Genomic DNA, 12,072 nt, shown 5'->3' with positions numbered 1-12,072 from the left:
TTAATCTTCCCCTAACTCTGAAAACAATAATGCCAAATCTCGATCGCCACGCACCACGCGAGCAATATCAATCCCGTCCGATCTGGGGTAGTAAAAAATCAAGAAATCCCTCACAATAAATCCGCGCAAATTGGGGGCCAACATCTCATAACGTTTGCCCATATTTGGAAATTCGGCCACAAGTTTACATTTTTGACGGATGGCATCAAAAAGCTCGCTGGCTGCTTTGGAACTATTTCTAGCAATGTACTCGCAAATCTCATTCAAGTCTCGGACAGCTTCATCGGAAAATGTGTAACTGTTCATACCCCTGACTGTTCTATGCGATCGATCTTTTCTTGCAGTCTGGCAAAAACAAGTTCCCCATCTGTGACTTGTCCCTTAGCAATTTGTGCGCTTCCCACCGCTATTTGATCGCGCAGTTCTTCGATGTGTCGTTTTCGTTCTCTCAAAAGCGCGATCGCTTCTCCAATTATTTCTTCAACACTGCCATATTTCCCGCTTTGCATTTGCGCTTGAATAAACTCTTCGTATTCTGGTTTTAGGACAATATTCATCTAATTGCTCCTTATAAAGCGATCTTTATTATAACTTAGGCTCAAAACTTGCTTAAAAAGCGGTTTAGTCGCGATCGCCCGTCTCCCATCCCAAATCTCACGCGGGCGAGATCCCTTTCAGTCCAAAGTACGCGCGAGCGTAGCTATCCCGAGCGTGAATCGCCGTTATCTCACTTCTACTCCCCTCACATTACTAAGCAACTGCAAGTTCATATTGCAGAACTAAAATTTCATCTGCTTTCACAATAGCCATAGCATCTTGAATCCCTTGACTATCAGCAAACTCCATTAAATACTCACGTTCCTTTACCAGATCGTACACTTCAACAATAGTTCCCACAAGTCCTACCAGGAAACTAAAAAGCGATTCTCAGGACGGGTAAAGCAAGGATTTACCGCTTCACTTACCCGCCCCACGCTAAAATTTATGCCTTACTTGTGCCTTAACTTCGCCCCGCTAAACTCAGAAGCAACAATCATCGAGCCAATCCCCGCATCCGTGAATATTTCTTGCAGCAAAGCGTGAGGAATTCGCCCATCAATAATGTGAGCGCCCTTCACACCCTGAGCCAAACTCCGCACGCAACAATTAACCTTCGGAATCATCCCGCCCGACACAACGCCCGACTCAACTAACTCTCTCGCTTCCTGAATATCCAACTTAGCAATCAGAGTATCCGGCTTGTGATAATCTTCCAAAATTCCCGCAGTGTCAGTCATCAAAATTAACTTTTCTGCTCCCAAACCAGCCGCAATTTCTCCGGCAACTGTGTCAGCATTAATGTTGTAAGATTGACCGTGTTCATCCGCCGCCACGCTCGACACTACCGGAATATAACCGCTGTTTACCAAAGACTCCAAAATCTGGATTTTCACGCCGCTAACTTCACCCACAAACCCAATTCCTTCTCGGCCATCGGGACGAGCTTGAATTAGATTCGCATCCTTGCCGCACAATCCCACTGCTTTGCCGCCAGCTTGGTTGATTAACGAAACAATTTCCTTATTTACCTTGCCCACCAAAACCATTTCTACGACTTCCATTGTGGCGGCATCAGTCACCCGCAAACCATCCTTAAATTGTGGTTCAATTCCCAGTTTTTCCAGCCAAATATTAATTTCTGGGCCGCCGCCGTGAACCACAACCGGACGCATCCCCACGCAAGCTAGCAGTACAATATCTCGAACTACTTTGTCTTTGAGAGTGCTATCTTTCATCGCCGCACCGCCATATTTGACCACAATTGTGCGACCGGCAAAGTGTTGGATGTAAGGCAGTGCTTCGGAAAGCACCTCTACTCGATTAGTGTCCGAATTCCTAACAAAATCGCTTTGTTTGAGCATGGGTAAATTACAAAAGACTAAAAACTTAATTCTAAACTTTAATGGTTAAAGCACATATCAACAGCCACAAAAATCACTTTTTTCCTTGATTTTATGGACGCGCCAGCCGGATCGATCGCCCTTATTCACACCAATCCTCAAAATCTTAATAGGTTTTTTTAATAATCTGACTAAAAATTTTGTATTATAACTTATAGAATCTTGCTAAAGTCAAGAAATGTATAACTCCCTTGATTTACTTAACCTTATATGTTAACTGCTGTTGCCCCGGACTCTCAAAACCCTCAGTACAACCTACCATCAGACGCTGACTCGTCCCCCCGGATGACGGTATTTTGCGATTTAGACGGGCCCATAGTCGATGTGTCCGATCGCTACTACACCACATATCAACAGGGATTAGCCGACACTCAAGCAGCCTACGGGGCCCAGGGAATCAACCTCAACCTCCAAATCCTCAGCAAACAGCAGTTTTGGCAAATGAAACAAAACCGAGTGCCCGATGCTGAAATAGCTAAAAGTTCCGGCTTGTCGGGAGAAGAAATTCATGTTTTTCTCGGATGCGTGAGTCGGATCGTCAATCAGCCAGACTTGTTGCACTTAGATCGCATCCAGCCAGGAGTGCAATGGGCGATCGCACTTTTGCACTCTCGTGGCGTGCGGCTTATTTTAGTCACCCTGCGGCCGAGAAATCAAGCCGTTCAACTGTTGCAAAATTACGGTTTAGCCAGACTGTTTACCAGCATTCGCGGAACTCAGATGCCGGATGCCGCTTATCACAACTATACAGCCTTAAAAACCGAATTGTTGGCGGAAGTTGCAGAAGAATTTGAGTCATCCCTGAGTTCGGCTTGGATGATCGGAGATACCGAAGCAGATATCCTCGCAGGACAAGCATTGGGAATACCCACAATTGCCGTTACCTGCGGCATTCGCAGCCGCTATCAACTGCAAAAGCACCAGCCTAATTACATTCTCAGCGACTTGATTATTGCCGTTCATCACTTATTAGGATCGGCGCAACAAGTGATAGTAGACTGACTACAGTCTTGGACGCACTCCGAACCTTAGAAACCGGGTTTTTTACTGAATCAGTGGGCGACAACACGTCTTTTCGTAAAAAATCCGGTTTCTCGCCACTCGTGTGCAACTCCCAATTAGTTAACTATTAACTATTAACTGATGGCTGATGACTGATGACTGATGACTAATATTCGCGAGTGGGGACAGCACTAATGACTAATCCCCTATGCCCTATGCCCTATGCCCTATGCCCTATGCCCTATGCCCTATGCCCTATGCCCTATGCCCTATGCCCTATGCCCTGTTTGGCCCATGCCCTATGCCCTATGCCCTATGCCCTATGACTAAGATTTTTCAAAATTCCTGGTCATTTCCCACAAGCGATTGAGGGGAAAATAAATTACCGGAGCCCAAAGACTGCTGAGAATAGCAGAACACAAAGCCACTCGCTGGTGATAGCTCCAAATTTCCAGTAAAGCCCGATCGCCCATAGCCAAAAATTGCAGCCCCATCACCGTTTCCGCCAGCACCGCCATCCCAAACACAATTAAGGCGATCGGAATCGGATCTCTCTCAACAATATCAGCCGGAATCGACCAAGTTTTCTGCAAAACAACTGTTAAGACACCTACAACAACTAGACTTACAGCATGGGTGGGATAAGGAGCCGTCATCGCATCTTGAAGAAACCCCAAAGCCAAGCCCATGCTAGCAGCTCCCCAAACTGTACGTTTCCGCTTAATACTCCAAGCTACCAACCAAATTAACAGCCAGTTCGGACCAATTCCCAACAATTCCATTCCCGGGAACCGAGTGGGCAATATCAGTATGCACAGCATCACAGAAACAAATGTAACGCTGAAGTTGAGAAATTGGCGCGATCGCGAAGACATCCGAAATAAACGCTTCATTACTGGTTTGCTCCCCCCGAAGGTGCAGAAGATTCACCCTGCGAAGCCTTGAGTTCGGCTTGCTTATCGTGGGGATAAACAACCGCCCACTCCAGAGCATTCATCGGTGCAGAGAACTCAACAACAGCTTCGGGAGCAGGAGTTTTATTCATATCCACCGAAACCACTTTTCCCACAGGCAAACCAGCAGGGAACAACTGACTGAAAGAAGAAGTTGAAACTAGATCCCCAGGCTTGACATTAGGAACATTATCAAAAAACTCCATCACAGCCTGATTGGGGCCTTTCCCGCGCATAAAACCCATGTTGCGACTGCGGGTAATTCCCACACCCAATTGACTCGTAGGGTCGCTAATTAACAACACCAAGCTAGTATTAGGAGTCACGCTGACAACCCGACCTACCAAACCGCCGGGACCCATGACAGTAAAATCTGTTTTAATCCCATCCTTACTGCCTCGCCCCAACGTTACTTGTTGCCACCAATGGTCAGCGCTGCGACCCACAATCGGAGCAACAATCCCTTTAGGTTTCTTAGCAGAAACGTAACCTAAAAGCTCTTTTAGCTTCTGATTTTGAGCCTCAGATTCTAATAGCTGCGCTTGCAATTCTTGAGTTCTAGCCGAGATGATCTGCTCTTGCCCAGAGCCATTGGCGTGAAACGGACGAGACACCCAATTGTAAACTTCAAACAGTGCAGCACCTTGTGTTTGTCGAACTCCCCAAGCCGCAGTTACAGCTAAACCTAAAAGAGCGATTTGTAGGCGCAGATCCCACCACCTGCGGATTGTGTTTTTTAGCATAATTTCAGTAATGTAAAATTGTTATGTCAGGATTTTAGATTTTAGATGGCAGCCCTAGTTCTAAATCCAAAATCCCAAATTTGTTAACTACATATTGCGCGACGACTGCCCGCTGAAAACCCGTTCCAACTGTTTGTTTTCCAAAACCCTACCAGTTCCCAAAACCACGCAGCACAGAGGATCTGCTGCCACGTGAGTCACAATTCCAGTTTCGTGACTGATCAGAGTATCTAAACCTTTCATGAGTGCGCCACCACCGGCCAGCATAATTCCTCTGTCAATAATATCTGCTGCTAATTCCGGGGGAGTGCGTTCCAAAGTACGCTTGACAGCTTCCACGATTACTGAAAGCGGTTCCGACATACTTTCGCGAATTTCTGGGCCTTTGATTGTAACAGTTCGCGGTAGACCTGAGAGCAAGTGCAAGCCCCGCACTTCCATCATCACGTCGTCATCCTCGGTCGTTGGATATGCAGAACCCACCTGAATCTTAATTTCTTCAGCAGTGCGTTCGCCGATGACCAAATTGTGAACTTTTTTCATGTATTGGACGATCGCCTCATTGAGTTCGTCGCCCGCCACCCGCACAGACTCGCTGATCACGGTACCTTGCAAACTCAAAACCGCAACTTCCGTCGTACCCCCACCGATATCTATAATCATATTGCCAGTTGCCTCAGCCACAGGCAGTCCAGCCCCGATCGCCGCCGCGATAGGTTCATCAATTAACCGTACTTCTCTAGCACCGGCCTGAGTAGCCGCCTCAATGACAGCCCGCCTCTCGACTCCGGTGACACCACTAGGGATGCCAATAATGATCCGTGGCGAAACCAAACTTTTGCCTTCGTGAACCCTGCGGATAAAAGTCTTGAGCATGAGTTCGGCCGTATCGAAGTCGGCGATTACCCCGTCGCGCAGCGGGCGAAGTGCTATGACATTCCCAGGCGTGCGCCCGAGCATTTTTTTAGCGTCTTCTCCGACAGCCAGCGGTATTTTCAAGTCTTGGTCGATCGCCACTACGGACGGTTCTTGCAGAACAATACCTTTGCCGGATACATAAACGAGCGTGTTAGCAGTACCGAGGTCGATACCCATATCTCTAGATAAGGAAAATCGATTGAGAAGACCCACTGATTTGTACCCCCCCAAACTAAAATACTAATGTGTGCAATAATGTTGTTACAAAAGTGTAACCGAGGTGGATTCTATTACGTTTTTCATCCTGAGTCTAGTCAGAAATGTACATTGTCGAGCATAAGTTGATCGCAGACTCGCCAATCATCCACAATAAATATGTTCTCGTCAGTGGGTGTAAAATCAGGATGAAGCCCTGATTCGCGCTGTTCCAAGTTCAGTTTGGAGGCGAGCGCGCGTCTGGGAGACTTTAACTACATCACCAATCGAGCACATTCCCGAAAAAATTTATGAGTCTTAACGTTGTGACTTTAGTAGGCCGCGTCGGCGGCGACCCGGACGTGAAGTATTTTGAGTCGGGTACAGTTAAGTGTAATTTGACGCTGGCAGTCAACCGCAAAACGAAGAACAGCGATCAGCCAGACTGGTTTAATCTGGAAATCTGGGGCAAAACAGCGCAGATTGCTGCTGACTACGTTCGCAAAGGCTCTCTAATTGGAGTAACTGGCTCTTTGAAGTTCGATCGCTGGCAAGACCGCAATACGGGTTCAAATCGCTCAAAGCCAGTAATTAGGGTAGACCAGTTAGACTTGCTGGGTTCCAAGCGCGACAACGAGTCCGGTATGTCGTCACACAACAGCGAATTCTAGGGTTTGGGGAATTGGGGAAAATAATATTTGTCAATTGGGTGAGGGCTGGTGACTTCCGAAAAGTTAGAAATAGTTGAAACTGAGTACCAAGCTGGTCGAGTAGCTTTTGAGAGCGGCCGCTACGGTCAAGCTATCCAAAGTTTAGAAACAGCGACAGGTTTGGTCGATCGCACATCCCGGTTGGGTGGCGAGGTGCAGATGTGGCTGGTGACAGCCTACGAAGCCTCTGGCGATACAGCAAGGGCGATCGAGCTTTGCCGCAAACTCACCCGCCATCCCCGCCAAGAAACCCGCCAACAAGCAAAGCGCTTGCTGTTCATTCTCGAAGCCCCCAAACTCAGTATCCCTGACGAATGGACGGTAAAAATCCCCGATTTAGCAGCTTTGGATGACAATAAATCAATTAATTTTCAAGCCAATCCGAACGCTGATATCAAGTACGCAAAACCAAAGCCAGCCTTACCAGAACCTGTAGATTTGACTCAGGTTAATACCAAAGGCAATCTATTTGTATGGGTGGCATTAATGGCGATATTTCTTACTTTAGCAGGCTTAGCTTGGCTGAGTTAGATTTTATCAAAAATATAATGCTTAAACAAGAAAAAGACCCTTTAAAACTTACGCACTAGGAGTCAGAAACCGGGTTTTTTACGAAAATCCTTCTTGTTACCCGCAGTAAGGGTAAAAAACCCGGTTTCGAGGAGTCGTCCCTGCGGCCAGGACTGCCATTGATAACAACTTAAGCTAATACGGCAATTATCCTTACCGATCCATCCGATTTTCCAAGGCTTAGCCATCTCTCAGATGGCTGGGGAAATCGCCTAACTGTTATTATCGCGATCGGCTGTGCCGATTCTTTACTATAAAGTATGGCGCCAACATTACGAGCGATCGCAACCAAGAGCACCATCACCAGATTTACCGCTGCTAGAAGCAGATAATCTATAAGCTGACCTCAGTCTTTTTACGGTGCGTATCCACAGACAATCCCTAAAAAAAGAGCAACAAGTTGATAGATCCGCACCTGACGCTTTGGATTGAGAAAACAAGCCAAACACTTGTTTGGTAGTCAGATTTTTTATAAATGGTACAGCCACTGAAATTCCGCCATTTAAATTGTGATTCATAATTCAATTTTAGGGAAGCAAACTATTTACTTTGTTTGCTATAAATAGGCAACCAATTCTCTACCTTTAGGTAGATTTTATAAATTGGTTTAGAGTATAAATTTAAGGCAGTATTTGGATACCACCTGCATCAGAAGTCCAGGTGCAGCTCCGATTCATTCAGGGTAAATGCCTGCACAAATGAGAACTGTAATGGCTATAAACCGCAAATATTGCAAACTGCTATATTTATCAAAAGTTATCAAAATAATGGCAACGCACAAGCAAGGGGATTGCTCATACAATCTATCTATAGATTTTTCCCATTGTTACTTAAACTAATCCCAGATTTACTATTTTATATATAGCTTTCGTACCCCGATAGAGCCATGTTAATTATGAATATTAGCGCTAATTTTATATCGGCACAACAGATATCTATCATCTGTGCAATTGTTGCAATTGCTGTTGCCGTTGGCGGCAAAACCTACGCAGCAACCCTCGATTACTCGCCGCAATTTGACGGCTCGGATCGTTACAGCACCACGATATCTGCTAATAACGATTTAGCAGACATTTACTATCCCCAACCATCGGATCTTACTTCGGGAAATTACTCTTTTCCGATCGCACTTTTATTGCAAGGTGCGCTTGTAGATAAATCGTTTTACTCAGATTATGCTAGCCTCGTCGCACGGTACGGCTTTGTGGTAGTCGTGCCCAACCATTTACGCCCTTCGCCCTTCAATCCCAGTTTACCACCCAACTTGGCGTCAGAAACTTCGCAAATTGCGGCGGTTTTGTCTCAAATGGCGATCGAGAATACAAAGCCCACATCTCCTATTGCGTCTGTTGTCGATACGCAGCGCCTCGGTTTATTGGGTCATTCTTTTGGTGGTGCGGTGGGCTTATCGGCGATCGCCAACCAATGTCTCACAGAATTGTTTCTCTGTCGAGAGCCATTTACCAGGCCGAAAGAACTATTAGCAGGTGTATTTTTTGGAGCCAACTTGCGAAATCCAATTACTAATGAATATGTCCCCATTGCTAATGATGGCATTGCAGTGGCATTGATTCAAGGGCAGAGCGATGGTGTAGCCCTGAGCGAGCGAGCCCAACGCACCTTTGATAACATTCAAACACCGCCCAAAACTTTGATTAGTGTTAATAATGCCAATCACTTTAGCATCACCAATGTCGATCGCCCTGTTGGTGCGATCCCCGACAGCAACACTGCTACACTAGAGCGAGCCGTTGGGATTGAAACGATCGCGCGTTGGAGCGCCCTATTTTTGCGAGCAAATATGCTTGAAGACCCAGTTGCGCGTGATTATATTTACTCTCAAGGAGATGCCCTAGATCCAAATGTCAGCGTCACCAGCGTTGCAGTTCCAGAACCATCTTCTCTGCCAGGATTGCTGATGTTTGGTATTGCGGCATTAAGTCATCGTTGGAGAAAACGGAAAGTTGGCATCCCAAGGCAAACTCAGTAGCTAAGTGCAAACAAACAATAAGATCCAAACCTCACAATAGTTTCTGCAAAACAGTCACCGAATCGGCGCACAATCGTCTCGCTACTAAAATTCAAACATTGAGGTAATAAATTGTGGCATTTTGTTGGAAAACAACGCTTTTGTTTATCGCTTTTGCTACTCTAATATTGTTGCCCATCAACTGGTTAATGTTTAGGGATACTTTGCCCATCGCAAAGACGATTAATTACAGCACCTCAGAAACTAACTTTATTCAAATATGGATAAAGTTAGCAGTTTTTATAGGACTATTACTTCCTGGAATTGCCTTGTTTATCTGGTGGCGCTCTCCCGAACCCAGAAAAATTATGGGATTCTATTTAGTGGTTTTAATAGTCCAAATTGCAGCAGAGCAGATTTTGAGTCGTGTTTTGTTTCCCAGCTTGGTAGTGTTTAGCGGAACAATGTACACAGCTTTTAGAATTTGGCAATTATGGCAAGGTCAACAGCTTGTGACAGCAATGGCTCAACTTAACAATCACAATCCAATAGTTGTCAGCAGCTTATTGTGGTTGTTACTGCTTTTTTGGTCTAGTAATTTAATCGTACTTTTTGCAGTGGCGTGGCCTAGGATATTGTAAGAGTAATTTTTTTGATGAAAAAATGAATTAGAGCAATCGCCACGATCGCGCGAAATCGACTTTCGAGCAATATCTTAATAACAGACCTCTTGCAAAAATAGTTAGGAACGGGCTCTCCGGCCCGTTCCACAGAAAAAAAAATTTTTGTGGAATGGGCCGGAGAGCCCGTTCCAAAAATTGCTCAAAAAGACTTTTGGAAGAGATCTAACATCCCTAATCTGAACTATAATTTTGCCAATCGCTAGTCGCACCGATATATTTTAAGGTGGTCGCAATTATATATTTTTTTATTTGCAGTAACTTCTATGACTTTCGCCAACTAGAAAAATGTCACCTCCTAGACGATCGCTCCCATCTCGAATACTATTTACTTGTCGGTGAATGCGATCGCCTGTATCGAAAATAATTGCCCAATCTGCACCGATTTTTTTTGACGGCTTCCCAGCCCAAATTCCGAGCAGCAGCAAAGTCAGATACCCACTCAAATTTGCGCTCTACATATTTTGCTCCAGCAATGGCCGAAGCAATGGCTAAACTCTCGTCAGAGACGCCAGTATCAATTACAATACAAGCATCTACCCAATAGTTCGGACAGTTTTTTAACGGCCCTGTAAGCCTTAGAGGGCAAGCCCTGTCATTTTTAACGCATTTTACGAAACTTAGGGCTGGACTTAAACGAAAGAAAAAATAGTCCACCATATAGCCAGTAAGGGTTTTGGATACTCGACTAGATCTAAAACTGTCCTTCGTATTGCTACCCAATCGGCGACACTGACTTGCAGCAGCTTCTATTAAGTCGGCGTTATTGCCGGTCAAGGTAAGAGAGACTATTTTCATGCGAAACACTCGCTAAAATAAAAAAAGACCAACCTGAAAGGCTATTATTATTGTGAGCGATTCAACCATAGAGCAGATTTTGAAATTGGCAAGTCAGCGAGCGGATGCCGCTGAAGTATATTACCTGTCGAGTCAAGACACGCCGATCGAATTTGAAAACAATCGCCTCAAGTCCCTGCAAACCAAAGCACTGCAAGGCGTAGCACTCCGGCTAATTTACCAAGGCAAAATCGGCTTTGCTAGTTCCACAGACTTAACCCGGATAGACGACTTAGTAGATGCAGCAATTCAAACAGCCGAAATCGGCGACCCCGCAGAATTTGAACTCGCCTCCGACTTCCACCTCAAAGGCCCGGAAACCACCTACACTCCGCCCACAACCGCTGAATTAGTCGAAAACGGCAAAAACCTCATCGAGCAAGTTCACGCCTACAATGCCGATATTATGGTAGATGTGGGCTTCCACGTCCGCAGCGGCCGCGTCAAAATTGCCACGACGCAAGACGTGTATGCCGAAAGAAGCAGCCAAATCGTCAGCGGGACGATCGCCGGAAATTTGGTACAAGGAGAAGACTTTATGCAAGCATACAGTTACGATGTCGCGCGCGATCGACCCCTAGATACCGACAGCATCCTGCAATCGCTCCTCGAAAAATACCGCCTCGCCGAACATTCAGCCACCATCCCCAGCGGTTCCTACCCAGTATTGTTTACCCCCAGAGCCGCCGCCAGCACCCTCGGAGGTTTATTTGATACCATCCTTTCAGGTCAAGCAGTAGTTCAAAAAGCCTCTCCCCTAGCCGACAAAATCGGCGAAACCTTATTTGACGAACGCTTCACCTTTTTTGAAGACCCCACCCTAGGCCCTTCCACTTGTCCCTTCGACGACGAAGGAACCCCCACCACCCGCAAAGTCTTGATTGACAAAGGAACTGTCACCGGATTTTATTGGGATCGCAGGTGGGCCGCCCGCGCCGGTGTACGATCGACCGGTAACGGTTTCCGTGGCGGATTGTCTCGCCCGGGCCCAGACTTGACCAACTTCTGTATTTCCCCAGGAAACACCAGCACCCAAGACTTGATTGCTAGCATGGACGAAGGTCTTATAATAGAACAGGTTTTAGGGGCCGGTCAGTCAAATCAGTTAGCTGGCGAATTTTCTGTCAACTTAGACTTAGGCTATAAAGTAGAAAAAGGCAAAATTGTCGGTCGCGTCAAGAATACAATGGTGGCAGGCAGCATTTTTGAAGCCTTTAAAAATTTGGCAGATTTAAGTACCGAAGCCGAATGGGTAGGTGGTGGGGCATATTTGCCGAGTATGCTGTTTCAACAGTTGGGTGTAGCTTCGAGACAATAATTTCAGTGCGGTTAATTTCAGGTGACTCCGACACAGCCACAAAAAAAACTGTTTCTGTCACAAATAGACAGCTATAAAATAGGTTTGTAGTGAGGACTTTAGTCCTCTTATCCTAGTTGAGTTAAGAAGGACTGAAGTCCTCACTACAAACCAGGCTTTGCAAAAAAAACTGTTTCTGTCACAAATAGACAGCTATAAAATAGGTTTGTAGTGAGGACTTTAGTCCTCTTATCCTAG

The 12,072-nt window shown here is 45.8% G+C and carries 14 protein-coding genes; 6 read left to right on the top strand and 8 right to left on the bottom strand.

All coding sequences use genetic code 11. The annotated features are described in order from the left end of the window. The 4 genes from QUB64_RS08460 to argB form a co-directional block, all read right to left on the bottom strand. Complete coding sequence (locus QUB64_RS08460; RefSeq protein ID WP_333268316.1) at window positions 1–306, bottom strand: type II toxin-antitoxin system RelE/ParE family toxin; 306 nt, start codon at window positions 304–306, stop codon at window positions 1–3. Further along, complete coding sequence (locus QUB64_RS08455; protein WP_333268314.1) at window positions 303–557, bottom strand: type II toxin-antitoxin system ParD family antitoxin; 255 nt, start codon at window positions 555–557, stop codon at window positions 303–305. Before QUB64_RS08455 ends, QUB64_RS08460 begins: the two co-directional genes overlap by 4 nt. 193 nt (window positions 558–750) lie before the next feature. Next, window positions 751–897, bottom strand: a complete 147-nt coding sequence (locus QUB64_RS08450) for a hypothetical protein (RefSeq protein ID WP_333268312.1) — start codon at window positions 895–897, stop codon at window positions 751–753. A 92-nt stretch (window positions 898–989) separates the two neighbouring features. After that, entirely contained in the window at window positions 990–1,901 is a 912-nt protein-coding gene (gene argB / locus QUB64_RS08445) for an acetylglutamate kinase (protein ID WP_333268310.1), read from the bottom strand. Window positions 1,902–2,150: 249 nt separating this feature from the next. Here argB and QUB64_RS08440 point away from each other — a divergent pair, with 249 nt between their 5' ends. Continuing rightward, entirely contained in the window at window positions 2,151–2,942 is a 792-nt protein-coding gene (locus QUB64_RS08440; protein WP_333268308.1) for an HAD family hydrolase, read from the top strand. Between the two features lie 326 nt (window positions 2,943–3,268). Here the strand turns inward: QUB64_RS08440 and mreD are convergent, their stop codons facing one another. From mreD to QUB64_RS08425, 3 genes are all read right to left on the bottom strand, one after another. Continuing rightward, a complete protein-coding gene (gene mreD / locus QUB64_RS08435; protein ID WP_333268306.1) occupies window positions 3,269–3,835 on the bottom strand; it encodes a rod shape-determining protein MreD in 567 nt (188 codons plus the stop codon). Beyond that, complete coding sequence (gene mreC / locus QUB64_RS08430) at window positions 3,835–4,638, bottom strand: rod shape-determining protein MreC (protein WP_333268304.1); 804 nt, start codon at window positions 4,636–4,638, stop codon at window positions 3,835–3,837. Before mreC ends, mreD begins: the two co-directional genes overlap by 1 nt. 87 nt (window positions 4,639–4,725) lie before the next feature. Beyond that, window positions 4,726–5,733, bottom strand: coding sequence for a rod shape-determining protein (locus QUB64_RS08425; protein ID WP_333268302.1), 1,008 nt, complete (start codon window positions 5,731–5,733; stop codon window positions 4,726–4,728). A gap of 329 nt (window positions 5,734–6,062) precedes the next feature. Here QUB64_RS08425 and QUB64_RS08420 point away from each other — a divergent pair, with 329 nt between their 5' ends. The 4 genes from QUB64_RS08420 (at window position 6,063) to QUB64_RS08405 (ending at window position 9,641) form a co-directional block, all read left to right on the top strand. After that, window positions 6,063–6,422 carry a single-stranded DNA-binding protein gene (locus QUB64_RS08420; RefSeq protein WP_333268300.1) on the top strand — a complete coding sequence of 120 codons (360 nt, stop codon included), beginning with the start codon at window positions 6,063–6,065 and terminating at the stop codon, window positions 6,420–6,422. 48 nt (window positions 6,423–6,470) lie between these two features. Continuing rightward, window positions 6,471–6,992: a tetratricopeptide repeat protein gene (locus QUB64_RS08415; RefSeq protein WP_333268298.1), complete on the top strand. Its 522-nt coding sequence runs from the start codon at window positions 6,471–6,473 to the stop codon at window positions 6,990–6,992. 925 nt (window positions 6,993–7,917) lie between these two features. Next, window positions 7,918–9,021 carry an alpha/beta hydrolase family protein gene (locus tag QUB64_RS08410; protein ID WP_333268295.1) on the top strand — a complete coding sequence of 368 codons (1,104 nt, stop codon included), beginning with the start codon at window positions 7,918–7,920 and terminating at the stop codon, window positions 9,019–9,021. Between the two features lie 203 nt (window positions 9,022–9,224). Continuing rightward, window positions 9,225–9,641: a hypothetical protein gene (locus QUB64_RS08405; protein ID WP_333394020.1), complete on the top strand. Its 417-nt coding sequence runs from the start codon at window positions 9,225–9,227 to the stop codon at window positions 9,639–9,641. Window positions 9,642–9,928: 287 nt separating this feature from the next. Here the strand turns inward: QUB64_RS08405 and QUB64_RS08400 are convergent, their stop codons facing one another. Further along, window positions 9,929–10,126, bottom strand: coding sequence for a hypothetical protein (locus tag QUB64_RS08400; protein WP_333268290.1), 198 nt, complete (start codon window positions 10,124–10,126; stop codon window positions 9,929–9,931). 404 nt (window positions 10,127–10,530) lie between these two features. Here QUB64_RS08400 and QUB64_RS08395 point away from each other — a divergent pair, with 404 nt between their 5' ends. Then, the gene (locus QUB64_RS08395) at window positions 10,531–11,835 is read left to right on the top strand and encodes a TldD/PmbA family protein (RefSeq protein WP_333268287.1); all 1,305 of its coding nucleotides are present in this window, start codon (window positions 10,531–10,533) and stop codon (window positions 11,833–11,835) included. The last annotated feature ends 237 nt before the right edge of the window (window positions 11,836–12,072 follow it).

The organism is Microcoleus sp. Aus8_D2, from assembly GCF_036702665.1.
Taxonomy (GTDB): domain Bacteria; phylum Cyanobacteriota; class Cyanobacteriia; order Cyanobacteriales; family Microcoleaceae; genus Microcoleus.
This window is presented reverse-complemented; position numbering and strand designations above follow the sequence as displayed.